This window comes from Anthropogastromicrobium sp. (genome assembly GCF_037349415.1).
In the GTDB taxonomy this organism is placed as follows: domain Bacteria; phylum Bacillota; class Clostridia; order Lachnospirales; family Lachnospiraceae; genus Anthropogastromicrobium; species Anthropogastromicrobium aceti.
This window is the reverse complement of record NZ_JAXWCK010000025.1, coordinates 134,732-160,540: the sequence shown is the minus strand read 5'-3', so window position 1 is coordinate 160,540 and position 25,809 is coordinate 134,732. Positions and strand designations below refer to the sequence as shown.

The 25,809-nt window shown below is 35.7% G+C and carries 21 protein-coding genes; 20 read left to right on the top strand and 1 reads right to left on the bottom strand.

Annotated features, from left to right (window positions below; all coding sequences use genetic code 11):
• The first annotated feature begins 74 nt into the window (after positions 1 to 74).
• Positions 75 to 1,661 (top strand): AAA family ATPase, encoded by a 1,587-nt coding sequence (locus WJP93_RS04495; protein WP_337547127.1) that lies wholly within the window; start codon positions 75 to 77, stop codon positions 1,659 to 1,661.
• Here WJP93_RS04495 and WJP93_RS04490 read toward each other — a convergent pair.
• Positions 1,603 to 3,138 carry a DUF4832 domain-containing protein gene (locus WJP93_RS04490; RefSeq protein WP_337547126.1) on the bottom strand — a complete coding sequence of 512 codons (1,536 nt, stop codon included), beginning with the start codon at positions 3,136 to 3,138 and terminating at the stop codon, positions 1,603 to 1,605. The genes WJP93_RS04495 and WJP93_RS04490 overlap by 59 nt on opposite strands.
• A 170-nt stretch (positions 3,139 to 3,308) precedes the next feature.
• On the opposite strand from WJP93_RS04490, the gene WJP93_RS04485 reads away from it, so the two are divergent.
• The 19 genes from WJP93_RS04485 to WJP93_RS04395 all read left to right on the top strand — a co-directional run bounded on the left by WJP93_RS04485 (position 3,309) and on the right by WJP93_RS04395 (position 25,787).
• Positions 3,309 to 4,373: an SGNH/GDSL hydrolase family protein gene (locus tag WJP93_RS04485; RefSeq protein ID WP_337547125.1), complete on the top strand. Its 1,065-nt coding sequence runs from the start codon at positions 3,309 to 3,311 to the stop codon at positions 4,371 to 4,373.
• A 90-nt stretch (positions 4,374 to 4,463) separates the two neighbouring features.
• On the top strand, positions 4,464 to 5,165 hold the full coding sequence (locus WJP93_RS04480) for an L-ribulose-5-phosphate 4-epimerase (RefSeq protein ID WP_337547124.1): 702 nt from the start codon (positions 4,464 to 4,466) through the stop codon (positions 5,163 to 5,165).
• Positions 5,166 to 5,371: 206 nt separating this feature from the next.
• The gene (locus tag WJP93_RS04475; protein WP_337547123.1) at positions 5,372 to 6,823 is read left to right on the top strand and encodes a sugar transferase; all 1,452 of its coding nucleotides are present in this window, start codon (positions 5,372 to 5,374) and stop codon (positions 6,821 to 6,823) included.
• A gap of 209 nt (positions 6,824 to 7,032) precedes the next feature.
• On the top strand, positions 7,033 to 7,482 hold the full coding sequence (gene pssD / locus WJP93_RS04470; protein ID WP_337547122.1) for a PssD/Cps14F family polysaccharide biosynthesis glycosyltransferase: 450 nt from the start codon (positions 7,033 to 7,035) through the stop codon (positions 7,480 to 7,482).
• Between the two features lie 12 nt (positions 7,483 to 7,494).
• Positions 7,495 to 7,986, top strand: a complete 492-nt coding sequence (locus WJP93_RS04465) for a glycosyltransferase (RefSeq protein ID WP_337547121.1) — start codon at positions 7,495 to 7,497, stop codon at positions 7,984 to 7,986.
• A 56-nt stretch (positions 7,987 to 8,042) separates the two neighbouring features.
• A complete protein-coding gene (locus tag WJP93_RS04460; protein WP_337547120.1) occupies positions 8,043 to 9,020 on the top strand; it encodes a glycosyltransferase family 2 protein in 978 nt (325 codons plus the stop codon).
• An 11-nt stretch (positions 9,021 to 9,031) separates the two neighbouring features.
• Positions 9,032 to 10,126, top strand: a complete 1,095-nt coding sequence (locus WJP93_RS04455; RefSeq protein WP_337547119.1) for a glycosyltransferase family 1 protein — start codon at positions 9,032 to 9,034, stop codon at positions 10,124 to 10,126.
• The gene (locus tag WJP93_RS04450) at positions 10,123 to 11,337 is read left to right on the top strand and encodes a hypothetical protein (protein WP_337547118.1); all 1,215 of its coding nucleotides are present in this window, start codon (positions 10,123 to 10,125) and stop codon (positions 11,335 to 11,337) included. The genes WJP93_RS04455 and WJP93_RS04450 overlap by 4 nt, the downstream gene beginning before the upstream one ends.
• On the top strand, positions 11,334 to 12,308 hold the full coding sequence (locus WJP93_RS04445; RefSeq protein ID WP_337547117.1) for a glycosyltransferase family 2 protein: 975 nt from the start codon (positions 11,334 to 11,336) through the stop codon (positions 12,306 to 12,308). Before WJP93_RS04450 ends, WJP93_RS04445 begins: the two co-directional genes overlap by 4 nt.
• A 1-nt stretch (position 12,309) precedes the next feature.
• Positions 12,310 to 13,227, top strand: coding sequence for a glycosyltransferase (locus WJP93_RS04440; RefSeq protein ID WP_337547116.1), 918 nt, complete (start codon positions 12,310 to 12,312; stop codon positions 13,225 to 13,227).
• An 8-nt stretch (positions 13,228 to 13,235) separates the two neighbouring features.
• Complete coding sequence (locus WJP93_RS04435; RefSeq protein ID WP_337547115.1) at positions 13,236 to 14,279, top strand: polysaccharide pyruvyl transferase family protein; 1,044 nt, start codon at positions 13,236 to 13,238, stop codon at positions 14,277 to 14,279.
• Positions 14,276 to 15,838: a polysaccharide biosynthesis protein gene (locus tag WJP93_RS04430; RefSeq protein ID WP_337547114.1), complete on the top strand. Its 1,563-nt coding sequence runs from the start codon at positions 14,276 to 14,278 to the stop codon at positions 15,836 to 15,838. The genes WJP93_RS04435 and WJP93_RS04430 overlap by 4 nt, the downstream gene beginning before the upstream one ends.
• 26 nt (positions 15,839 to 15,864) lie before the next feature.
• Complete coding sequence (locus WJP93_RS04425) at positions 15,865 to 16,878, top strand: Coenzyme F420 hydrogenase/dehydrogenase, beta subunit C-terminal domain (protein ID WP_337547113.1); 1,014 nt, start codon at positions 15,865 to 15,867, stop codon at positions 16,876 to 16,878.
• 51 nt (positions 16,879 to 16,929) lie between these two features.
• Positions 16,930 to 17,121 (top strand): 4Fe-4S dicluster domain-containing protein, encoded by a 192-nt coding sequence (locus tag WJP93_RS04420; RefSeq protein ID WP_337547112.1) that lies wholly within the window; start codon positions 16,930 to 16,932, stop codon positions 17,119 to 17,121.
• Positions 17,122 to 17,405: 284 nt separating this feature from the next.
• Complete coding sequence (locus WJP93_RS04415) at positions 17,406 to 21,323, top strand: InlB B-repeat-containing protein (RefSeq protein WP_337547111.1); 3,918 nt, start codon at positions 17,406 to 17,408, stop codon at positions 21,321 to 21,323.
• A gap of 82 nt (positions 21,324 to 21,405) precedes the next feature.
• Positions 21,406 to 22,275, top strand: a complete 870-nt coding sequence (locus WJP93_RS04410) for an AraC family transcriptional regulator (RefSeq protein WP_337547110.1) — start codon at positions 21,406 to 21,408, stop codon at positions 22,273 to 22,275.
• Between the two features lie 168 nt (positions 22,276 to 22,443).
• Positions 22,444 to 23,493 carry a GDP-mannose 4,6-dehydratase gene (gmd, locus tag WJP93_RS04405; RefSeq protein ID WP_066556906.1) on the top strand — a complete coding sequence of 350 codons (1,050 nt, stop codon included), beginning with the start codon at positions 22,444 to 22,446 and terminating at the stop codon, positions 23,491 to 23,493.
• Positions 23,494 to 23,526: 33 nt separating this feature from the next.
• Positions 23,527 to 24,468, top strand: a complete 942-nt coding sequence (locus WJP93_RS04400) for a GDP-L-fucose synthase (RefSeq protein WP_337547132.1) — start codon at positions 23,527 to 23,529, stop codon at positions 24,466 to 24,468.
• The gene (locus WJP93_RS04395; protein WP_337547109.1) at positions 24,465 to 25,787 is read left to right on the top strand and encodes a sugar phosphate nucleotidyltransferase; all 1,323 of its coding nucleotides are present in this window, start codon (positions 24,465 to 24,467) and stop codon (positions 25,785 to 25,787) included. The genes WJP93_RS04400 and WJP93_RS04395 overlap by 4 nt, the downstream gene beginning before the upstream one ends.
• Positions 25,788 to 25,809 lie beyond the last annotated feature (22 nt).

Below are 25,809 nucleotides of genomic sequence, written 5' to 3'. Positions count from 1 at the left end.
AATTATCGCAACAGATGTTAAAATCAAAGTATAATAAACTGTATCAAACAGCTCAAGAAAGGAGTCTGAGAGGCATGGGAAGATTTGTAAACCCTGATAATAGTGCATTTCAGGTTGCTCTAAACTCTGAAATCTATGTTGATAAAACAGGCTTGATTGAATACACAAACAGCGTTCTTGATACGACAAATGCGTATATTTGCAATAGTCGACCACGGAGGTTCGGAAAGTCTTATGCAGCTAATATGCTTGCAGCTTATTACAGCAAAGGAGCAGACTCAGAGAAAATGTTCTCTGACTTGCAAATCAGTAAAGGTGTGAATTTCAAAAAACATCTCAATAAATATGATGTGATTCATATTGACATACAATGGTTTCTGACAAACTGTGCTGAAGAAGGCAATGTGGTTGATTTTATCACGAACTTAGTTTTAAGTGAGTTACGCGAGATTTATCCAGAAGCATTGCCGCCTGAGGTGTTTCGCTTACCAGATGCGCTCTCAAGAATCAAAGATAAGACTGGGCAGAAGTTCATTGTTATCATTGATGAGTGGGATGTACTTATAAGAGATGCTGCCGCAAATAATAAAATTCAAGATGATTATATTACTTTCCTGCGAGGAATGTTTAAGGGAATAGAGCCTACAAAGTATATACAGCTTGCATACCTTACTGGCATTCTTCCTATCAAAAAGGAAAAAACTCAGTCAGCATTGAATAATTTTGATGAGTTTACAATGCTGAGTGCAAGTAGACTGGCACCGTTCATTGGATTTACAGAGGACGAGGTTAAAAAGCTTGCTAAAGCATATCATCAGGATTTTGATGAAGTGAAGCGATGGTATGATGGTTATCTTTTAAAGGACTATCAGGTTTATAATCCAAGAGCGGTTGTTAGTGTAATGCTGAGAGGCGAGTTTAAGAGCTATTGGTCTGAGACTGCCTCATATGATGCAATTGTTCCGCTAATCAATATGAATTATGACGGTCTGAAGACTGCTATTATTGAGATGCTTTCTGGCGCAGAAGTAAAGGTAAGCACAGCAACTTTTAAGAATGATACAGTGAGTATCAAGAGCAAGGATGATGTGCTTACCTATATGATTCATCTTGGCTATCTGGGCTATAATGAAGTCAAAAAGACAGCTTTTGTGCCAAACGAGGAAATTCGTCAGGAGCTGACGACAGCAGTTGAAAGCAAGCATTGGAATGAAATGTTGACTTTCCAACAGGAATCAGAAAGTTTGCTTGATGCTACATTGGATATGGATGGCGCAGCGGTTGCTGCGCAAATTGAGAGAATTCACAATGAATATGTATCGGTCATACGGTATCACAATGAAAATTCGCTGAGCAGTGTGTTGGCAATTGCATATCTGAGTGCAATGCAGTATTATTTTAAGCCAATTCGTGAACTGCCGACAGGACGTGGATTTGCTGACTTTGTGTTTGTGCCCAAGCCAGAGTACAAAAATGATTATCCGGCATTGATTGTAGAACTGAAATGGAACAAAAATGCACAAACAGCAATGATGCAGATTAAGGACAAGAAGTATCCTTCTTCAATTTTGAACTACACTGGGGATATATTGCTTGTTGGAATCAATTATGATAAAAACAGCAAAGAACATCAGTGCTTGATTGAAAAATACGAGAAATAAATCCCTTCGATACCTCGATGCTCCCTAACTCGTATCCATATTCTGTAGGTGTCTGCGTATTTGCAAATAGTATTGTGCGGTTAAGGGCGGTATCACTGCATTTTAAGTAAAGCGTATAAGTATTATTTTCCTTGTTACGCAGACTACGCACATCAATTGGAACTGTAAAAGTGGAAGACTCCCCACTGTTCCATAGGCGTGGATCAGTATCAATAGGTACTTTAGCGACACAATCTCCAGTTAGATCTGAAACCACATATACGTTTGCCTCAAGAGGACGGTAACAATTCGAGAAGCCTACATTTCGAATTGTTACTGTCAGCATTCCGGTATCATCAAACAGCGGATGAAATTTTAACGATGAACTGTCAAGGACATATCGATAGCCTAGATGGCGTTCAATATAGTCATATCCACTCATTCCATTCCAAACATCGTAAGTTTTATTTACTATAGTTTCTTTCCACTTATTCAGTACAGTGCTATCATATTCACTGTTTAGATAAGACACATGCATTTGCGAAAGATCTTTTACAGCGTTATCAAAGTCATTATATACATTATCAATAATCACCTCGCCGCCATTTGGTACATAACGGCAGAGGTTATTCTGAAAGGCAAGCTCATCTTCGCGTGTCCACGCATCGTAATAATTTGTATTCAAATCCGCAGCCGACTTATCACCGTAAGTGCCTGTATCATTTGCAGAGCCAAGCATTCCATCATTATACAAACCTAGACGTGAAGCCAAGGAAGACAAAAGATTTGGCTGTGGACAACGCGGTACTTTGGTGCCATGATACTCGCCTACAATGGTTCTCCACTGCGCAGGAGTGCGGACCGAAAGAAAAATAGAAGGATCAATAACATCGTCCAACTTTTGAATTAGCGTTTCCATCTCACCATTTCCCATATGTGTGGTATTATTCATCTCGCCCCAGTTTCCGACAAAAATTCCCTGCATAATGTAGACAGATGAGGCATATTTATTTACGATTGGTCCAACCTGTTCCATATGCGTTAAAATCTGTGACAACTCATTTGGTTCACTTTCTAAATTTTGCCCATCCCAATCATATAAGAAGCGCAAAATTAGCTGACTGCCTGTCTTAGTCCACGCAGATAAAATAGAGTCAATTTGGCTAAGTGCATTATCAGAAAGATCACAATTTCCATAATTTTTCAGATTGATTTCAAGCAAGGATAGTTCAAAAGAAGAACTGTCTGAATCAAAAGCAGCGTTTGTCTCAGGCAGTGAAAATGTGGCATCCTCTGCCAACAGATAGCCGCTAATCGAGTACAAACCAATATATGGATTTTTAATAGCATCACCAGATTCAGAATAGCTGTATGGTGTGTAATCGACAAAACATAGACGGCTATTCACCCAAAATAACGAAACAGCAATCAGTACAAGAAGAATAACTATGATGCTAACAATAACAGAACAAAGACGATTAGAATGTTTTTGTTTCAAAATTGGACTCCTTTTTTATCAACCCAATCAAGTTAGGTGTATATCAGCTATATTAGCATCAAATTTATTAATTTGCAAATGTGCTTTCCTTTGATGCAAGATTATCTTGCATATATTGAAATTGTCTTGTATACTTTCAGTTGCAGAAAATAGGAAGGAAGGCTAGTTAAATGTATTGCAGAAATGAAAGAAGCAAATTGATAATGAAAGTAATTGGCGTTGCATTGATGGCGTTAGTGTTAGTTCTTTTTGAGGAAATCAAGGCGGAACATAGTATGTCAAAGCAGACGGAGATTGATGATAGCTTTTATCAGAAACTGGAAGAGGGAATTGATGTAAATATTTTGATTGTTGGTGATTCAATAGGAGAAGGAGCAGGTGCGTCTTCGAATAGCAGTTTCTGGGTATCATTACTGCAAACATACCTTCAAGATACCTATAGTATAAGTAATATCAATGTTACTAATGTTTCAATGGGTGGTAATGCTTCATATGCAGGCTATGTTAGGACAATGTCTTTGAATGATAATGTACAGTATGATCTTGCAGTAATCTGCTATGGTCAAAATGATGATATAGAAGATTTTTCAACCTATTATGAGTCTGTTGTCAGAGGCATAAGAAGGAAGTATCCAAATAGTTCTATCATTTCTATCTTAGAATCATCTCAGCGTGAATATACTGGGAAGATGATTGACATTCAACATATTTGCAATCATTATGGTATTCCAGTGGCAGATACGATAGCAGCATTTAATAATTCTGGTAAGGTATATGAAGATTTATCAAATGATGGAGTACATCCTAATGATGAAGGACAGAAAATTTATTTTGAAACTGTTAAAAAAGTTATTGATGACAATGTGGAAGCTTCTAGTGGAAAAATGAAAGAAGTTTCTGCGCTTAATAGGAGTGTTTATAAATTTGATAATTTTGCTTGGTATGGGGCAGATAGTGATTTTGCACGTGTGGATGACGTAACATTTGTGCTAAATACGTCAGCATCAGGAATTATGGGTATTGATTATACATATGAGTCTGGAAATAATAACGCAGATATTTATGTAGATGAAAAATTATTTAGATCTCCAACAGTGACATTTGACTATGATTTTTCACAGCGCCACATATTGATAGTTAGTGATGAGTGCAGTGTAGAGAATGAAATCAAAGTCGTATTTGCCAGCAAGCAGCAGGCAGATGGATTTAAGGGTATGTGTTTTAGTTGGAAATAAGAATAAAACAGCAGTTGACATATATTGGCAGAAGTAGGATAATGAGAGCAAAATGCAGGAATGCAAAAAATGTAAAACAGGAGGAGTCAAATGTTAGAACAGCTGAAAAAGGAAGTTTATGAAGCAAACATGGATTTGGTAGCAAAAGGTATGGTTATCTATACCTGGGGTAATGTCAGTGGTATTGACAGAGAAAAAGGACTTGTTGTAATCAAACCAAGCGGTGTTGATTATGCAACTATGACATGGGAGGATATGGTTGTAGTTGATATGGATGGCAATGTTGTTGAAGGTAAGTATAAACCATCTTCGGATACACCGACTCACCTCGTTATTTATAAAGCTTTTCCACAGACAGGTGGTGTTGTACATACGCATTCTACTTATGGTGTAACTTTTGCGCAGGCAGGTCTAGATATTCCAGCATTTGGTACTACACATGCTGATTATTTTTATGGAGATATTCCGTGTACCAGAGATCTGACAGCAGAAGAGATTGATGAAGCGTATGAGTTAAATACAGGTAATGTAATCGTAGAAACCTTTGAAGGCAAGGATCCGATGGCAGTTCCAGGTGTAGTTGTAAAGAATCATGGACCGTTTGCATGGGGACGTACACCAGCAGGAGCTGTTTATAATGCAGTTGTTCTTGATAAGGTTGCGGAGATGGCATACAATACCATGACATTGAATCCAAGAACACAGCGCGTTCATCAGTATCTGCTCGACAAGCATTATTTCCGTAAGCATGGTGCAAATGCTTACTATGGTCAGGGAAGTGAAGATCACTAAGTCGATATTTTTACATTAGTTGACAATGACTGACATGATTCGTCAAAAAATGTTGTATTTTAGCAAAACTGATTCTTGACAGCGTATCCCAAAAGTAAGATAATATTGTAAGAACTAAAACAAAAACTTTCAGCAAAAACAGCCGCAGCATCAACTTCCAGTTCGGGGGGGGTGCTGTGGCTGTATCAGGGAGGGCAACACAAAAAATGTACAGAAAAGAATCAGAAGGCTGGTTTAAGCATATTGATTTCATAATAATCGATATGATTTGCCTGCAGGTTGCATTTTGTCTGGCATATGTATTGAAACGTTTAGGTATCAATCCATATGCAAACCTAGTTTATCGAAACATGGCGATTGTATTGGAATTGGCAGATCTGGCAACGATGTTTATGTTAGATACGCTGCACCATGTTACACAAAGAGGATATTACCGTGAAATGATTGCAACACTTGGAAATGTTGCGGTTGTAGGACTTCTGGGAATAGCATATTTGTTTATCATTCAGGAGGGAGCGGCATATTCAAGATTAACATTTGGAATCACACTTGTATTATATCTGGTGTTGTCATACGCCATGAGATTGATCTGGAAGAGAGTGCTTGCAAGTGGTAAATGGGATAGTAATTGTCGATCATTGATGATTGTCACGACAGCTTCAGAAGCAAAGCGTGTTGTTGAGAGGATTCAGGCGAACAATTATGGAAAGTTCGTTATTAGTGGATTGGTACTTGTTGATAAAGATATGGTGGGGCAGAGCATTGCCGGTGTAAAGGTAGTGGCAAATAGTGAGGATGCTCCGATGTATGTGTGTCAGCAATGGATTGACGAGGTGTTAATTGTCGTACCAGATGCGCAGCCATATCCGGACGAACTGATATCAAAGCTGAAGGAGACTGGCGTAACTCTTCATTTGAAGCTGTCAAAGATCGCAGCAGTGGATGACAGACCACAATTTGTAGAGAATATTGGTTCATATACAGTATTAACTACCAGTTTAAATTATGCATCAACAAAGCAGTTGTTCTTTAAACGCTTTATGGATATTGTTGGTGGATTGGTTGGCTGTCTGTTAACTTGCATTATATTTATTTTTGTGGCACCGATTATTTATATCAGTTCACCAGGACCGATTTTCTTCTCACAGGAGCGTATCGGTAAGAATGGTAAGAAATTTAAAATTTACAAATTCCGCAGTATGTATATGGATGCGGAAGCACGAAAAGCCGAGCTTATGAAGCAAAACCGTGTAGCAGATGGTAAAATGTTCAAGCTCGATTTTGACCCACGAGTGATTGGAAATAAGATCCTGCCAGATGGAACAAAGAAGACGGGAATCGGTAATTTCATTCGTGTTACAAGTCTTGATGAGTTTCCACAGTTTTTCAATGTATTGAAAGGAGATATGAGTCTTGTTGGAACACGTCCGCCGCTTCCGGGGGAAGTTTCTGAGTACGAGATTCATCATCGCGCAAGACTTGCGATTAAGCCAGGCATTACTGGTATGTGGCAGGTCAGCGGACGAAGCGACATCACTGATTTTGAGGAAGTGGTGAGGCTTGATACAAAGTATATAAAGGAATGGAGTCCAGCACTTGATATCAAAATTTTGTGTAAGACCGTGAAAACAGTCTTAGTCAAGGAAGGATCAATGTAAAAAGAGAGAGGGAGAAGATCTGAGTAAAAACGAAGGTTTTCTTTAAATGAGTAAAGATAAAGAATTGGCAGAGAGGAAAATCGTCGCGTTGCCGCGTTTTCCTTGGCCAATGACAATGCAAGTTTCACTAGCCCGCCTGAATGAAGACGGGATGGCGAAGCACTAGGTAAATTACGGACAGATAAAAAAGACTGTGGGGACAAATAAAGATGAAAGTATGCTTGGTAGGCTCGTCAGGTGGTCATCTGACACATTTGTATATGTTAAAACCATTTTGGAAGGATAAAGAGCATTTTTGGGTTACTTTTGATAAGGAAGATGCACGGAGCATTCTAGAAGGTGAAAAAATGTATCCGTGTTATTATCCAACAAATAGAAGTATAAAGGCGCTTATAAAAAATATTAGAATAGCATGGAGAGTATTGCACAAGGAACATCCAGATCTTATTATTTCTTCAGGAGCGGCAGTTGCGGTTCCATTTTTTTATTTGGGAAAATTGATGGGGGCAAAGTTAATCTACATTGAAGTTTTTGATCGCATTGACAAACCAACTATGACTGGTAGGATGGTATATCCAATTGCAGACAAGTTTATTGTTCAATGGGAAGAACAAAAAAAAGTATATCCAAAAGCGATTAATCTTGGAAGTATATTTTAAGAGGAGAAAGCAATGATTTTCGTGACAGTAGGAACACATGAACAGCCATTTAACAGATTGGTTCAGAAAATAGATGAATTAAAAAGAGATGGAGTGATTCAGGATGATGTGATTATTCAGACTGGATTTAGTACATATGAGCCCCAATATTGTCAGTGGAGCAAATTAATTCCATATCAGCAGATGGTTAAGAATGTAGCAGATGCCCGTATTGTGATTACTCATGGTGGACCAGCTAGTTTTATTATGCCTTTACAGATTGGAAAAACTCCTATTGTAGTTCCGAGACAACATCAGTTTAATGAGCATGTAAATGATCATCAGGTAGAGTTTGCCCGAAATGTCTCTAAGAGAATGGGAACAATTATTTCAGTGGAAGATATTGAGACGCTTGGAAAAATTATAACTGATTATGATCAGATTGTTGCCGGGATGGGGCATGGAATGGTTAGTAATAATGCGAAGTTTTGTGAAGGTCTTGAACAGATAGTGAAAAATTTATGAAGTGAATCCTTTACTAAAAATATCAAAATTAGAAGTAAGATAAGGAGACTATTTGAATGAATGAGTATGCAATATCAGTGATCATTACTGTATATAATGGAGAAAAATATTTGAATAAATGTTTAAACTCTGTTATAAATCAGACAATGTTTAAAAAAATGCAAATTATTGTGGTTAATGATGGCTCTACTGACAATACGTTATGTATTTTAAGAGAATATGAAAAACAATATGATAATATGACGATAATAGATATTCCAAACGGTGGAGTATCTAATGCACGTAATGTAGGAATAAAAAATGCACTCGGAGAATATGTTACGTTTGTAGACGCAGATGATTGGGTTGATTGCGAATGTTATGAAAAGATGTATAAAAAGGCACGAGAATCATCCACTGATATTGTAGCAGCAGGTTTTTTTGTTAGTACTGATAATGAGGATATTTTAAAGAATTGTGTAACAAACCAAGAAATTAGAAAAACAAAGAGCGATGCAGTTTACGATTTTCTGATTGGAAACATAGATGTTCATTGCTCGAATAAGATTTTTTTAAAAAAAATAGTTGAAAAAATCAGGTTTGATACTAATTTTAAAATTGCAGAAGATAGATTGTTTTTATTTGAAACGTTGCTGATGGCAGAAACAGTGTACCTGATTCCTGATGTCTTTTATCATTATTATCAAAATACGAATTCTGTAATGCATAATGACAATGTCGGATTAAGCATGGATGGGGTAAAGGTTGCGCAAAAAATTCTAGATAAAACTAAAAAGCAGATTCCTGACTTAAGAGCATATGCGGAGGCTATGTATATTAGTACAGCGTGTAGAACTTATTGTGAATTGGCATCGAAAAAATATAAGGATACGAAAAACTACGAAAAGCTTAGAAATGATATAAAGCAGTATACATTGATAAAAGGTGCTCGTTATATGTCTAAGAAACATTTTGTTGCGCTTTTTCTTGCTAAAATAAGTCCAAAGCTGTTTAATAGATTACGTAGTAATACATTTATTAGATTGAAGAAATAGTAGAGGTAAAAATGAAAAAAGTATTAGTATTTGGAATGACAGAAAATCCAGGTGGAATTGAAAGTGTTATAATGAATTATTATCGCAAGATTAATAGAGATAAAGTTCAATTTGACTTCTTGAGCAATAGTTCTTTTATTGCATATGAAGACGAGATAAAATCTTTAGGAGGGAAAGTTTATTTTATAACCCCAAGAAAGAAAAACTTTTTAAAATTTAAATTAGAATTAAATTCATTTATGTGTGAACATGCTAAGGAATATGAGGCAATATGGGTAAATATTTGTATGTTATCCAATATTGACTATTTAGTTGCTGCAAAGAAATATGGTATTCCAAAAAGAATTATTCATTGCCATAATTCTGCAAACGATGGAGGAAAATTAAAGTACTGTGTTCATCAATATAATAAAAAAAGATTAGCAAAATATGCAACACATTTTTGGAGTTGTTCTGAATCTGCGTCATCTTGGTTTTTTGATGAGAAAATATTGCATGAACCAACTTATAAAGTGATTACAAATGCAATTGATGTAAAAAAATATAGCAGAGATGAAAATACTAGAAAAGAATACAGAAAGAAATTTGGAGTCGAAGATAAAATTGTAATTGGACATGTAGGAAGATTTCATTTTCAAAAAAACCATCATTTATTAATAAAAATTTTTAAGTGTCTTGCTGAGAGGGATCCTAGATACCATTTATTAATGATAGGTCAGGGAGAATTAGAGCAAGAAATTAAAGGGATTGTACATAAAGAAAAATTGGATTCAAGAGTAACTTTTCTTGGTGCAAGAAATGATGTTGATAAAGTTTATCAGGCAATGGATTTATTCCTTTTACCTTCTCAATTTGAAGGATTAGGTATTGTGGCGCTAGAGGCACAAGCAGCTCTTTTACCATGTGTTTTGTCAGATGGTGTTCCAGATATTGTAAAGGTAAATGACAATGTTATGTTTGTATCATTAAAGGAAACTCCAGAATATTGGGCTTGTGTGGTTGAAAAAATGTTACAAGAAACGCAGTCAATCAATAAAATGATGATATCTGAGTATAACATAGAGAAACAAGTGCAGAATTTTGAAAGGGAATTAATTGGTAAATGAATTTGAAGTCACTAAAATCAAAACAAAAAATATCACTTACATCATTTATAGCAGTTTTTCTATTTGCAGACTTAGTTACTATGCAGTATTTGCAATCTTCAATGTATACGCTGATACAGTACATTAGTTTGGCAATAGTTGTTGGATATGTGCTATTAAAAATTAAATATGTAAGAGTACAAGATTATATATTTTTAGCAGCAACATTTGTGTTGGCATGCAGCATTGTTATATCATCGTATGTTAATCATATTAATCCGGCTGCTTTAAGATCTTGTATTTACTACGCTGCGTTGATTTTTGCTATGTGTATATTTCTAGTGGAAGCAGGAAATATGGGAAAGCTAGATAAAGCACTTTTTGGTGGTAAATTATATTTGCTAGTTGTTTTGGGACTTAATGATCTTTTAATGGTAGCAATGCCTGAAACATTCTATAATATTTCGGGACGAGATATAGGAACAACTTTATTAGGTAATAAGTTTAATGTTTCGTATGCTCATTTAATATTAATGTTTATCCTCATTTTTGAAGAAAAAAATGAAAAAAAGCGAAACAAAAAAGTTATTATATATGCGATATTAATGTCTATTTTGTGTGCATTTGTAGATTGCAATACTACATTACTTGCGTGTTGGGTATTTGTAATATTATATTTTTTACCTGAACACTTAAAAATGGTTGCTTCAAAACCGATTGTTTTTATAGTGATATTTTTCTTGAGCGGCTTTTTATTATTGTCTTTTAGTAGTATCTTGACATGGGGGCCGGTTAAACATTTAATTGTAGATGTTTTGCATAGAGATGCAACATTAACAGGACGAATGCAAGTATATTCTTATATCTATCGTATTGTTTTTCAAAAAAAATGGTTGGGATACGGATATGAGACTAATATAGTTCTGTCAACTTCAAAATGGTACGCAAATGCTCAAAATGCTTTGTGGGACTTTATTATTTGCTATGGATTTATTACTGCTACAGTTTTAACTGTATACATGATGATGAGTGTATTTAGATATTTTAAATATAATAAGAAAGAAATAAAAAAGTCTAGCTGGATTATTTTTTCAATGTTGTATGTATATATTTTTATGGGAATAGGTGAGATTACCTATAACAAGCAATTTTTCTTCTTTATTGCAGTGTTATGGGCTTGCTGTTCTGTTAAGAGCAACAACACTCGAAGGAAGAAGGTACGTATACGATGAATCAAAACATTAGAGTGTCTATAATTGTTCCAGTTTATAATGTGGAAAAATATTTAGATCGATGCGTAAAGTCTATTGTCAATCAATCATATAAAAATATTGAAATTCTTCTTATTGATGATGGATCGAAGGATTCTAGTGGTAAAAAAATTGAAGAATGGAGTAGGCTCGATAGACGTATCAAAGCGATTCACAGAGAAAATGGAGGATTATCTGCAGCAAGAAATACCGGTATTGAAAATGCAATGGGAAGTCATTTAATGTTTGTGGATTCGGATGATTGGATTCATGAACATATGGTTGAAAGATTAGTAGAATCATTAGATTGTGCTGATATTGTTTGCTGTGGAATGATTCATACAGATGGAAAACAAGAAACAGATATTGAATGGTTTTCAAAGAAACGTATTATATCAGGAGTGACAGCAGTAAAGATGCTTGCAGAAGATTCTTTGTTTACAAGTCATATTCCTAAAAATATATTTCCGAAATCTGTATTTGATCAAGTGAGATTTCCAGAAGGAAAGCTGTATGAGGATATTCGGACTGCACATAAACTCTTTATCCAAATTGATAAGGTTTGTATACTTCCAGAGCATTATTACTATTATTTTGAAAGAAATGATTCAATTACTAATATAGTAAAGTTGAACAATCGAATAGAATGGTTTGATGCATTGGAAGAAAGAGCAGAAGATTTATCGGATATGTTGACTGAAGAAGAGAGAGCGCGGGTTCAGGCACAACAGGCAGTTGTTATGTCACTTGCAATTGTGCAGAATCATTTTTCTAGTAATGAAAAAGAAAAATACAGAGATAAAATGGAATTAGTAAAAAAATTTTTGAAAAGAAAAGATACAAGAAAAGCAGTCAAAAAATATGCAACTAATTCACAATATGTTTATTTTTGTATGGCAAGAGTGGGATTTTACTCCGCTAATATAATATATCGATGCATAGGAAAAAAATAAAATGATGAAAAAACCATTGGTTACAGTAGTTGTGCCTGCATATAATACTGAAAAATATATAGATAAATGTTTACAGAGTCTTTTAAATCAGTCTTACCGTGAAATAGAGGTAATAGTGATTGACGATGGTTCTAAGGATAGAACAAATGAAATATGTAAAAAATATGAACAGGCAGATTCGCGATTTCTATTAATTAGCAAGAAAAATACAGGAGTATCTGATACTAGAAATGTTGGAATTCACCATGCAAAAGGAAAATTTATAATCTTTGTAGACAGCGATGACTATGTGACAAACGACTATATAGATACATTAGTTAGAGAAGTAGATACGGCACAATTAGTGTGTGCAGAGTATTTTTTAGTTAATGAAAATCGAGAAGAATGTCATAAATCAGAGCTTTCTAGTACAGATAAAAAAATCATGAGTGCTAACGAGGCAATCAATATGTTGCAAAAACAAGATGCGTTTCAAGGATATTTGTGGAATAAAATTTTTTTGCGAGATATTATTATAAACGAAAATATATGGTTTGATTCGCGTATCAAAATTTGGGAAGATATGTTGTTTTGCCTTAAATATTTAATGAAAATTGAAACAGTATGTTATGTAGGGAAACCTATTTACTATTACGTTCAAAGATCAAGCAGTGCGATGAATAATAATATTTGGAAAGAAAATACGCAGCTTGTGGCACTCAATGAGATGTGGAAGACGAGTAAGTCGATAGAAGGTCCATTTCGAGAGTACATTAAGAATTATTACGCGAATGATCTTGCTGGCTTGCTGGGAAAGGAAAACTTTCAAGATCGAAAGTCAATTGTTCAGACGATAAAGTTAATAGAAAGTATGAAAGCAAAGCTTTCTTTTAAACATAAAGTCAAAGTATTTATATTTAAGTATATAAAAAGAAGGTAACATTGCAGATGAAAAAAGTAGCTATTGTAACAATAATAAGTCAAAATTATGGAAATCGTCTACAAAATTACGCCTTACAGGAGACCTTAAAAAAAGGGGGTGTAGAAGTAGAAACAATTCCACTAACACATAAAAGTAACTTTGAGCGACAAATAAAGTTTGTTGTAAAAAAAGTTCTTGCAAAATTTATAAATAAATATGCAGAAGATATTAAGTGGAATGCCTTTGATCAAAAAATTAAATGGAGTGATTATACGGCTGAAAATGCCGAAATTCGCAATGCATATGATTATTTTATTGCTGGAAGTGATCAGATATGGAATCCTACATTTCCTTTTAATTCAGAACGAGAGTTTTTGACTTTTGCAGATGATAAGAAAAAGATTGCATATGCGGCAAGTATAGGACTGGAACAATTACCGTGTGAATATGAGGAAAAGTATCGTAATAATATTTCGACATTTAAGATGGTTTCTGTACGAGAGGATGCAGCTGCAGATATTATAGAACAACAATTAGGGTGTGAAAGACCTTATGTTGTTCTTGATCCAACGATGTTATTATCTCGTAAAGAATGGAAAAGGTTAATAAGAAACAAGGCGATAGTAACGAAAAAATATATTGTAAAGTATTTTCTGGGAATTAGAAATGAAGATATTGAACAATATATTGATCAATATGCAAACTCAATAGGAGCAGAAGTTGTAGATATAACTTGTTGTGATAAGATCGGTCCAATAGAGTTTTTGAATTTGCTTTATTATTCAGAGAACGTCTTTACAGATTCTTTTCATGGAAGTGTATTTTCAATTCTATTTCATAAACCGTTTATAGTATTTGAGAGACCATATGAAGAAGGATATGGAAAAATGTCTTCTCGCTTAGATACATTGCTGAATACATTTTGCTTAAAAGAGCAACGAGTTTCTTCGCTTGCGGAATGTATTGAGAAAAATCCGGAGTGGGATTATAAAAGTGTTGATGCAATACTACGACAGAAAAGAGATAGGTCATTTGAAATTCTTATGAATGCGATGGGAGTAAATATATGAAGATTGAGCGCACAAAAAATGCAACAAGAAATATTATCTTTGGTGTGATTTTAAAGGCCTATCAGATTATTGTACCTTTTTTGATGCGTACAGCCATGATTTATCTCATGGGAATTCAATATCTTGGATTAAATTCACTTTTTACATCAATTCTTCAAGTCCTAAATTTAGCAGAGTTGGGTGTTGGCTCTGCAATGATATATAGTATGTATAAACCAATTGCAGAGGATGATAATGCAATGATTTGTGCATTGATGAAATTGTATAAAACTTATTATACTGTAATTGGATGGATTATTGCTATAATTGGTTGTATACTGACACCATTTGTTCCAAGGTTAATTTCAGGAGATATTCCTTCTGATGTTAATATATACGTTCTTTATATTATAAACCTTGGCGCAACAGTTCTTTCTTATTGGCTTTATGCTTATAAGAATAGTATATTACAGGCACATCAAAGAACAGATGTCGTTAGTAAAGTAACGTTAGCGACTAGTACGATACAATATCTGCTTCAGTTATTTGTATTATGGGCATTTAAAAATTATTATTTATATGTCATAGTTATGCTCGCAACTCAGGCAATAACTAATGTGGCTACAGCAATTGCAGCAGATAAGCTTTATCCGCAGTTTCGCCCGAAGGGATTAGTTGAAGAGAAAGAAAGAAAAGCGATCAATGGTCGAATAGGGGATTTATTTACTTCCAAAATTGGGGGTATCATATATGATTCAGCTGATACAATAGTTATTTCGTCTTTTTTGGGACTTACAGTATTGGCTGTATACCAAAATTATTTTTATATTCTTAATGCAATCAATAGCTTGATTGTAGTTGTCTTTTCAGCATGTACTGCGGGAATTGGAAATAGCATTGTAGTTGAAACAAAAGAAAAAAATTATAAGGATTTAAATACATTTACATTTATTATATGCTGGGGTGCAGGTTTCTGTTCGGTTTGCTTGCTGTGTTTATATCAGCCATTTATGGAATTGTGGGTAGGAGAGGATTTGATGCTTTCTTTTTCTGCGGTAATTTGTTTCGTAGTTTATTTTTTCATCAGACAATTAAATTCTCTTTTTAATATGTATAAGGATGCATCAGGAATGTGGCATGAAGACAGATTTCGACCATTAGCCGCGGCATTGACAAATCTTGTATTGAATTTAATTTTGGTACAATTTATAGGAATCTATGGAATCTTATTTTCTACAGTTATTGCTATTATTTGCGTTGGAATGCCTTGGTTATTGTGTAATTTATTTTCTGTGATTTTTGAAAGAAAACATTTAATGTCTTATGTAAAAAAACTTTTATATTATTGTATTATTGTGTTTGTTAGTTGCTTTGGAACTTATTTTTTATGTTCTAGAATTAACTTTGGATTAATAGAAACACTTTTGATTAGAGGCGTGATATGCGTGATATTTCCTAATCTGATTTTCTTCATTGCATATAATGGCAAGTCTGAATTTAAAGATTCGCTCTTGTTGGTAAATAAGATAACGAAGGGAAAAATAAAGCGTGTTTTATGTAAATTTGGAATGCCAATATAAGAGGTAGGATAAAAAGGAGAGTAAATGTGAATCAAATAAAAGTATATGCAGGTTATAATATTGATCAGGATATACGTATGAGTAGTTCTTCTGGAGCTCTTTTTTCGCTTTTAGCAGAATATGTACTTTCACTACAGGGAATTGTATATGGAGTTAAGATGTCGGAAGATTGTTATTTTGCAGAATTTAAAAGAGTTACAAATTGTGAGGAACTTATTTGCTTACGTGGTTCGAAGTATTTGCAAGCTAAGGTTGGAAATACATATAATCAAGTGAAAAAAGACTTGGCATCTGGAAAATTTGTACTTTTTAGTGGAACTGGCTGCCAAATAAATGGGTTAAGAAAATTTTTGAAAGATGGGTATGAGAATCTTATTTGCGTAGATGTAATTTGTCATGGAGTACCATCTCCAGCTCTTTGGAAAAAGTATGTTCAATATCAAGAACAAAACAATGGTGGAAAAATGAAAGAAATTAATTTCCGCTGTAAGGATGATGGTTGGATGGATTATGGAATAAAAGAAATCTTCGAGTGCAGTTTTCAGTATGAGAAGAAAGAAAAATATATAAAAAAAGATGAAGATCCATATATGCAGATGTTTTTACAAGACTATTGTCTTCGGCCTTCTTGTTACGAATGTTCAGCAAAAAAAGTAAAAATGTCAGACATCACGATTGCAGATTTTTGGGGAATTGATAACATTGCTCCGGAGTTGAATGATAAAAGGGGAACTTCTCTTATAATAATTCGAACTCGAAAAGGAGAAGAAATTTTTAAAGAAGTAAGAAAAAAGCTAAAATTGAAAGAAGTTACTTATGAAGAGGGAGTGCAATGCAATCCGTCAGAATATAAATCATGTACACGACCAACTCAAAGGGATACATTTTTTGAGGACATGAAAGTATGTGATTTTGAAGGACTTCAAAAAAAATATATAGTTTTGAAAAGAAACTCTTTAGTAGGGAAAGTAAAACGAAAAGCGAAATGTATAGTAAAACGTGTACTTAAAGCTATTATCTATAAAAGAAAAGTACATTAAAAATTATAGATAAATCTTAAGATTTTATAATCGAATGTTAGGAGAGAAAAATTGAAAGAGTTTCCTATATTATTTAAAAGAAAAGAAGAATGCTGTGGATGTACAGCCTGTTATGCCATTTGTCCAAAAGAAGCCATCTCTATGGTAGCGGATGAGGAAGGCTTTGAATATCCGCAGATAGATGAAAATAAGTGTGTACGGTGCTATCAGTGCTTGAAAGTGTGCCTGTTCAAGACAAAATAATTTGAGGAGACAAACCACAGGGATCGTCACGTCGGCATATTTATTGTCTTTGAACCATCGGGGGTGCCAATCATCCGGTGCCTGTCACCAGCAATTGGTCACGTTTGCATTTTTATTGTCCCTGTGGTTTACTATAACAGCCCGTGAGGGCATTGCTAATTTGCTACCAATTTTGACGATTGCTTACCAATTTTGCTGTAATAATTGACAAAAAATATTGAAAATGCTAGGCTCTCTTTATAGATGACGTTGTATATCAGCGCCAAAAATAAGGAGGGAACAATATGAAGGCAAAGGTGAAGCGAAATAACAAGTATGTATTTCGAGTGGTACTAGCTGTGTGGATAATGATGGCTGTTGTACTGACTGCTTTTATGCCAGACACAGTACGAGCAGAGGCATCGGAAACAGAAAAAGCTTATGCAGCAGTTTATGATTATGACTATTATAAAAGTCATAATGCAGATCTGCAAAAAGCATTTGGAAACGAGCGTCAAAGCTATGTGGATCATTTTGTGAGATGTGGTATGAAGGAAGGCCGTCAAGGAAACGAAGAGTTTAACCTTGAGGTGTATAAGTACAATTGGGCAGACCTGAGAGCAGCATACAAGGATGATAATGTGGCGTATTATAAGCATTACATCAAGTACGGTAAAGCAGAAGGTCGAAATGCAAAGACAAAAGAGCAGCAGAAGGCATCAACCGTTTATGAAGGAACGGATTATGCAGCAGTCTATAATTATGAGTATTATAGAAAAAACAATGCAGACCTTCAGAAGATTTTTGGAGAAGACAGCGCAAAGTATCTGAAGCATTTTGTTCAGTATGGTATGAAGGAAGGCCGTCAGGGAAGCGAAGAGTTTAACCTTGAGATGTATAAGTATAATGGCGCGGACCTGTGTGCAGCATATAAGGATAATAATGCAGCGTACTACAAGCATTATATCAAGTACGGAAAAGCAGAAGGTCGAAATGCAAAGACAAAAGAGCAGCAGAAGGCATCAACAATTTATGAAGGAACGGACTATGCAGCAGTCTATAATTATGAATATTATAGAAAAAACAATGCAGATCTTCAGAAGATTTTTGGAGAAGACAGTGCGAAGTATCTGAAGCATTTTGTTCAGTATGGTATGAAGGAAGGCCGTCAGGGAAGCGAAGAGTTTAACCTTGAGGTGTATAAGTACAATAGCGCAGACCTGTGTGCAGCGTATAAGGATAATAATGCAGCGTACTACAAGCATTATATCAATTACGGAAAAGCAGAAGGCCGAAATGCAAAGACAAAAGAGCAGCAGAAGGCATCAACCGTTTATGAAGGAACGGACTATGCAGCAGTCTATAATTATGAGTATTATAGAAAAAACAATGTAGACCTTCAGAAGATTTTTGGTGAAGACAGCGCAAAGTATTTGAAGCATTTTGTTCAGTATGGTATGAATGAAGGCCGTCAGGGAAATGACGAATTTATTTTATACATATATAAGAGTAATTATAGTGATCTGGAAGCAGCATTTAAATCAAATAATGCAGCGTACTATAAGCATTATATCAAGTACGGAAAAGCTGAAGGTCGAAATGCCAAGACATTGATTGCTCCGGTGGAGGGCGATTATATTATTACAGTTGATGCGAATGGTGGATATCTGAGTGGAGATACATCAAGGAAAATGGCAGTATGTAGCGGTAAAATTGACTATAGTCTGCAAACTCTTCTTAAGGATGTTCTTGTAGATAATATGGCTGAAAATAGTGATAAACATTTGATGTTTGATGGTTGGTATTATGATAAAGCATTGACAGAGCCAGTTGGAGTTTTAGCCTATAAGTATCCGAATAAGGATGTGACGATTTACGCAAAATGGGCTGATTGTTATACAATAACGTTTGATGCAAATGGTGGAAATTTAGGGCATTCAGCAGAAACTGTTAGGCAATATAAGAGCAAAAAGGGGGAATCTTTTTTTACATTAATATCGGCATGGAACGATGATCCTCATAAAATATTTGCGGGTTGGTATTTAGATAAAGAAAAAACACAACCGTTTGAATTAGATTATTACGGAAATTTTGTTCCACAAAGTGATATGACAATATATGCAGGATGGAAAGAGTGCGTGGCTGTTTCTTTTGATATGAATGGTGGATATTATTACAATGCGAATCTCGATAAGGAAACCGATTTATATGTATCAAAGACAGAAGCAGGTGCCACCCTTTCAGATATTCCATTTCCTAGAAATAATGATGTTGTTAAGGAATTTGAAGGATGGTATTGGGATAAGGAATGCAAAAAAGCAGTTGAAAATATGAATACTGTTAAGTTTGACAAAGATGTTACTGTTTATGCAAAATGGAAAGTTGTATACTTGAAATTGACAGCAGATGCTTGCGGCGGTTATTTCATTTGTGATGGAAATGAGATAAAAGAAAAACGAGAAATTGGAATTGAACAAGGATCTGGACCATGGCAGCTGCTTAGTTATAGACCAATGAATGCTGATAAGCATAAAGTTTTTGACGAGTGGTATCTGGATAAAGAGTATACACAAAGATGGGATATGAGCTATGAATTTACAAAAGATACTACTGTGTATGCAAAATGGAATGATGTATTTGTTGTAACATTTGATGCAAATGGTGGTTATTTCTACGACCCTAATGAAAAACCTATTTTGACAATGCAAATGTCGATTGAACCAAATAAAATGCCATATTGTACACAGACACCGCAGATTGAAGATTCACACAAAACTTTTGATGGTTGGTATCTGGATAAAGAATGTACAGTAAAGGCATCTGAATATTTGGTAAATAGTGATGTCACATTGTATGCGAAGTGGTTGGATTGCTATAATATTACATTTGATGCAAATGGTGGAGCATTTTCACTTAGAGAGCCAATTGCACGAAAAAAATTTGTAAAAGTAATTTCTGGAAATGAAATTGGAAATGTTGAAGAACCATTTGATTGTGATCAAATCAATAGAGAATATGTGTTTGATGGATGGACATTAGACGCGGCCGGTACAACGCCTGTTGAAAATGTTGCGCAGTATATACCAACAAAAGATATGGTCTTTTATGCGAAGTGGTATAAATTGATAAAAGTAACATTTGACGCAAATGGCGGATGCTTTTACAATAATGAACGAACGACTGAAATAACCAGTTTGTTTTCAAAAAATCAATCAATCTCAGCGAGTGGCCAGACTCCAGATGCATTATCAGAAAATCAGGCATTCGCAGGTTGGTATTTTGATAAGGAATGCACAAAGCCAGTGGATGATGTATTTGTTCCTACATCGGATATGCGCATATATGCAAAATGGGATGAGAGTGTTACTTTAACGATAAATGCAAATGGTGGAAGCTTTGCTGACTGGGTAAGTGGATATACAAGTATAGATAATCAGAATCTGGCAAAAAAAGTTGCAAAAGGAATTGCAATCAAAAAAGTTCCAATTCCGTATAAACCACAAGATACAGATTTACAGTTGTGGGGTTGGTATTTGAATCCAGAGTGCACAGAAAAGATTGAAGATATTACTTCTTATGCACCGACTCAGAATGTTACAATTTATGCAAAATGGGCACCGCCGCCAGTTATTACATTTGACGCGAATGGTGGTTATCTTGTATGGGAAGATGGTCCAGCAACACTTTCTTATCCAGCAACACTAAATGAGCCAGTTAGTGACGCATATAAAATGATATTGGGTGGAGCAGCAAAAAAAGGTGCTGTATTTGCAGGATGGTATTTTGATAAAGAGTGTACGCAAAAGGCAGAGAATATTCCTGCTTATATAGTTACTGGAGATGTAACTTTTTATGCAAAATGGGAAGTTAATGAAGAAACACAAGCACAGATATCAGAAGAAAATGTAGCAGCTAATTTTGCAGAAATACTTGATTCAGAGGCAAAAGTTGAAGTAACAACTGAATTAGAAACTGAAGCAACAACTGAAACGATAACCGAAGTTGAAGATGAAAGTGAAGAAGCTGTAACAGAGTCAGAAACTGAAGTCATTCAGGAATTGGAAGATGAGTCAGAAAACAGTGCTTTAGAAACTGCAGAAATACTTCAGCCTGAAATGCCAGAAGCAGAGACAGAAGTAACAATACAAGAATCAACAGCAGAAGAACCAACAACAGAAGAACCAACAATACAAGAATCAGTACCAGTTGAAAACTCAAACTAAAACAAGTAGAATATGAGCAGAAGAGGGGTGTTCCAACGCCCCTTTTCTGCTCATATGTCATTTTACGGGGAGAACAATATATATGCAGGATCTATTTTTTAATAATGCATCATCAGTTCAATCAGAACGTATTTTATATACACCATCTGCTTTTGCAAGGGGATCATTACTTCATCTGCAGGAAGTTGGATCACTGAAGGCAGTACATCCACACACATCAATGAGAACAGATCTGGTGTCTTATTTGTGCTTTCTTGTGTTGGAGGGAGAGGGGAATGTAACATACGAAGGACGTCAGTATAAATTAAAGCAGGGGGATTGTGTGTTTATTGATTGCCGCAAATCATATAGCCATAGTACATCTAATCATTTATGGTCGCTTGCCTGGTGCCATTTTTACGCATCATTTCTTCCAGCTGTTTATGAAAAATATAAGGAACGTGGAGGTCTTCCTGTTTTTCATCCTGAGAAGCCAGATGCTTTTCAGAAAATTTTTGTACAGCTTTATAAGTTAGCGGCATCGTCTGATTATATACGTGATATGCGTATTAATGAAAGCCTAAGTGCACTTTTAACTCTTCTTATGCAGGAGTCGTGGAATCCTGATCATGTTGCTGTTTCTAAAAAACGTATGGAGCTGGCTGCAGTAAAGGCTTATATGGATGAACATTATATGCAGAAGCTTACACTTGATGATCTGGAAGCACAATTTTTCATAAATAAATATTATTTGCTTAAGATATTTAAGGAAACATATGGAATGACGATCAGCAGTTATCTTATTTCAAAACGTATTACAAGGGCAAAACAGCTGCTTCGTTTTACACAAATGACGATAGACGAAGTTGGGTGTGCAGTGGGAATGGACGGTGCAGGGTACTTTAGCCGGATGTTTAAAAAGGCAGAAGGGATAAGTCCAAAAGAATATCGCAAGCAGTGGCAGCAGCGCTGACAAAGAGTTAATTGATGCCTAAAAAACCAATATAATGCAAAAATAGTGCAAGATATGTCCTGTTCATTTTTATATAAATGGGTAAAATAAAGAAGAAAGCAGAAATAATAGAAAGCAATATAAGTAAAAAGAACAGATTAAAGATAGTAGAAAGTTGAGGATGAATCTATGGCTAAGGTTGCATTGATTACAGGAATTACAGGACAGGATGGTTCTTATCTGGCAGAGTTTTTGCTGGAGAAGGGATATGAGGTTCATGGAATTACACGCCGTGCGTCTATTTCAAATACAGCACGTATTGATCATTTGATGGGAAAGATTACACTTCATGACGGAGATCTGTCTGATTCTTCATCATTAATTCGTATTATAAGTCTGGTTAATCCAGATGAAATTTACAATTTGGCAGCACAGTCACATGTACAGGTATCCTTTGATGTACCTGAGTACTCTGGCGATGTAGACGCACTTGGCGTTCTGCGTATTTTAGAGGCATGCCGTATACTTGGTCTGACAAAGAAGACAAAGGTATATCAGGCATCCACATCTGAGCTTTATGGAAAGGTTGAGGAAGTTCCACAGAAGGAGACAACACCATTTCATCCATATTCTCCATATGCAGTTGCAAAGCAGTATGGCTTTTGGATTGTAAAGGAATACCGTGAAGCATATGGCATGTTTGCTGTAAATGGCATTTTGTTTAACCATGAGTCTGAGAGACGTGGTGAAAACTTTGTTACAAGAAAGATTACGTTGGCAGCAGGCCGTATCGCAGAGGGACTGCAGGATCATTTAGAGCTTGGAAATATGGATTCTTTACGTGACTGGGGTTATGCAAAGGATTATGTAGAGTGCATGTGGATGATTATGCAGCATGAGACACCAGAAGATTTTGTTATTGCAACAGGTGAGCAGCATACAGTACGTGATTTTACAGAAAAGGCATTTGCAGCAAATGGCATCACTATCCGTTGGGAGGGAACTGGTCTTGATGAAAAGGGCTATGATGCACAGACTGGAAAGATGCTTGTATGTGTAAATCCGGCATGGTTCCGTCCGACTGATGTTGACAATCTGTGGGGTGATCCGACAAAGGCAAAGACTGTTCTTGGCTGGAATCCGCAGAAGACAACATATGCACAGTTAGTTGAGATCATGGCAAAGCATGACAGACAGCTTGCAAAGCAAGAGAAAGCAATGAAGGAGGCTGCTCTGTAATTTAGAAAGAGCAAGAAAAAGGTGACGATTATGATGGAGAAGAATGCAAAAATATATGTAGCAGGTCATCGTGGAATGGTAGGTTCTGCGATTGTAAGAGAATTACAGCGTCAGGGATATACGAATATTGTGACTCGTACACATGCTGAGTTAGATTTATGCCGTCAGGATGCAGTTGAGGCATTTTTTGCAGAAGAAAAGCCAGAATACGTATTTTTAGCAGCAGCAAAGGTTGGCGGTATTGTGGCAAATCAGAATGCATTGGCTGATTTTATGTATGATAACATGATTCTTGAGATGAATGTGATTCACTCTGCATGGAAGAATGGCTGCAAGAAGCTTGAATTTTTAGGTTCTTCTTGTATTTATCCGCGTATGGCGCCGCAGCCTATGAAGGAAAGCTGCCTGCTTACATCTGAACTTGAAAAGACAAATGAGGCATATGCGCTTGCTAAAATTTCTGGCTTAAAGTATTGTGAATTTTTAAATCGTCAGTATAACACTGATTATATCAGCGTTATGCCGACAAATCTGTATGGTCCTAATGATAATTATCATCCTACTCACAGCCATGTGCTGCCGGCACTTATTCGCCGTTTCCATGAGGCAAAGGTAAATGGCCTTGAGGAAGTTACCTGTTGGGGAGATGGTTCACCGCTTCGTGAATTTTTGTATGTAGATGATCTGGCAAACTTATGTGTATTCTTAATGAATAACTATAGCGGAGATGAGACTGTCAATGCTGGAACAGGAAAAGAGCTGACAATTAAAGAGCTGACAGAGCTGGTGGCAAAGGTAATCGGCTATACTGGAAAGATTAATTGGGATACAACAAAGCCAAATGGCACTCCTAGAAAACTGCTTGATGTATCGAAGGCTAAAAACCTTGGCTGGACATATAAGACGGAGCTTGAGGAGGGAATTCGTTTATCATATGAGGACTTTTTACACAATCCAATGAGGGCTGAACGATGATGAATATTGTATTGTTATCTGGTGGTTCAGGACAGCGTTTGTGGCCGCTTTCAAATGAAATCAGATCGAAGCAGTTCATTAAGATTTTCCACGGAGAAGATGGAACACTTGAATCTATGGTGCAGAGAGTGTATCGTCAGATTAGAAGTATTGATCCTGATGCTAATGTGACAATTGCAACTTCAAAGTCTCAAGTATCGGCGATTCATAATCAGCTGGGAGATGAAGTAGGGATCAGTGTGGAACCTTGCAGAAGAGACACGTTTCCAGCTATTGCACTGGCAGCAGCTTATTTGAATGATAAAAAGCATTTGCCGTTAGATGAAGCTATTGTGATTTGTCCAGTGGATCCTTATGTAGATAATGATTATTTTGAAGCGTTAGAAGCATTGGAAAAAAGAGCGCAGGAAAGTTCTGCAAATCTTGTCCTTATGGGAATTGAGCCTACGTATCCGAGTGCAAAGTATGGTTATATTATTCCAAAGTCAAGAGAAAATATAAGTCCTGTTTCTATGTTTAAAGAAAAGCCGACAGAAGAGGTTGCTAAAACTTATATTACACAGGGAGCTCTTTGGAATGGCGGTGTGTTTGCACTTCGTCTTGGCTATGTATTGGAAAGAGCACACCAACTGATTGATTTTACTGATTATCAGGATTTGTTTGATAAATATGAGACATTAGAGAAAATCAGCTTCGATTATGCGGTTGTTGAGCATGAGGAAAAAATCGAAGTAATGCGTTTTTCAGGAATGTGGAAGGATTTGGGAACATGGAATACTCTTACAGAGGCGATGGACAGCCATAATGTTGGCCAGGCACTTTTTAGTGAGACATGTCAGAATGTGCATGTCGTAAATGAACTTAATCTTCCAGTGCTTTGTATGGGATTAAAGGATGTTGTTGTATCAGCTAGTCCAGATGGCATTCTTGTATCAGATAAAAAGCAGTCGAGTTATATTAAGCCATTCGTCAATACGCTGGATCATCGAGTTATGTTTGCCGAGAAATCATGGGGAAGCTTTCGCGTTTTGGACGTTGAGAAAGAGAGCCTTACGATCAAGGTGACTTTAAATCCTGGTCATAAAATGAATTATCACAGTCATGAGTTTCGCGATGAAGTATGGACTATTATTTCTGGAACAGGCTGCGTAATTTTGAATGAGAAAGAACGTAATGTAAAGCCAGGTGATGTTATTGAGATGAAGGCAGGATGCCGTCATACTATTATTGCGGAGACAGAGCTTAAAGTTATAGAAGTTCAAATGGGAAGCGATATCAATGTTTCAGATAAGATCAAATATGAATCATACGTGTTTTGATAGACGTTTTCTAAAAAATGAT

What these genes read in the sequence shown, in the direction of transcription:
- WJP93_RS04495 (WP_337547127.1), top strand. Translation starts at nt 75, where the DNA reads ATGGGAAGATTTGTAAACCCTGATAATAGTGCATTTCAGGTTGCTCTA.
- WJP93_RS04485 (WP_337547125.1), top strand. Translation starts at nt 3,309, where the DNA reads ATGTATTGCAGAAATGAAAGAAGCAAATTGATAATGAAAGTAATTGGC.
- WJP93_RS04480 (WP_337547124.1), top strand. Translation starts at nt 4,464, where the DNA reads ATGTTAGAACAGCTGAAAAAGGAAGTTTATGAAGCAAACATGGATTTG.
- WJP93_RS04475 (WP_337547123.1), top strand. Translation starts at nt 5,372, where the DNA reads ATGTACAGAAAAGAATCAGAAGGCTGGTTTAAGCATATTGATTTCATA.
- pssD (WP_337547122.1), top strand. Translation starts at nt 7,033, where the DNA reads ATGAAAGTATGCTTGGTAGGCTCGTCAGGTGGTCATCTGACACATTTG.
- WJP93_RS04465 (WP_337547121.1), top strand. Translation starts at nt 7,495, where the DNA reads ATGATTTTCGTGACAGTAGGAACACATGAACAGCCATTTAACAGATTG.
- WJP93_RS04460 (WP_337547120.1), top strand. Translation starts at nt 8,043, where the DNA reads ATGAATGAGTATGCAATATCAGTGATCATTACTGTATATAATGGAGAA.
- WJP93_RS04455 (WP_337547119.1), top strand. Translation starts at nt 9,032, where the DNA reads ATGAAAAAAGTATTAGTATTTGGAATGACAGAAAATCCAGGTGGAATT.
- WJP93_RS04450 (WP_337547118.1), top strand. Translation starts at nt 10,123, where the DNA reads ATGAATTTGAAGTCACTAAAATCAAAACAAAAAATATCACTTACATCA.
- WJP93_RS04445 (WP_337547117.1), top strand. Translation starts at nt 11,334, where the DNA reads ATGAATCAAAACATTAGAGTGTCTATAATTGTTCCAGTTTATAATGTG.
- WJP93_RS04440 (WP_337547116.1), top strand. Translation starts at nt 12,310, where the DNA reads ATGATGAAAAAACCATTGGTTACAGTAGTTGTGCCTGCATATAATACT.
- WJP93_RS04435 (WP_337547115.1), top strand. Translation starts at nt 13,236, where the DNA reads ATGAAAAAAGTAGCTATTGTAACAATAATAAGTCAAAATTATGGAAAT.
- WJP93_RS04430 (WP_337547114.1), top strand. Translation starts at nt 14,276, where the DNA reads ATGAAGATTGAGCGCACAAAAAATGCAACAAGAAATATTATCTTTGGT.
- WJP93_RS04415 (WP_337547111.1), top strand. Translation starts at nt 17,406, where the DNA reads ATGAAGGCAAAGGTGAAGCGAAATAACAAGTATGTATTTCGAGTGGTA.
- WJP93_RS04410 (WP_337547110.1), top strand. Translation starts at nt 21,406, where the DNA reads ATGCAGGATCTATTTTTTAATAATGCATCATCAGTTCAATCAGAACGT.
- gmd (WP_066556906.1), top strand. Translation starts at nt 22,444, where the DNA reads ATGGCTAAGGTTGCATTGATTACAGGAATTACAGGACAGGATGGTTCT.
- WJP93_RS04400 (WP_337547132.1), top strand. Translation starts at nt 23,527, where the DNA reads ATGGAGAAGAATGCAAAAATATATGTAGCAGGTCATCGTGGAATGGTA.
- WJP93_RS04395 (WP_337547109.1), top strand. Translation starts at nt 24,465, where the DNA reads ATGATGAATATTGTATTGTTATCTGGTGGTTCAGGACAGCGTTTGTGG.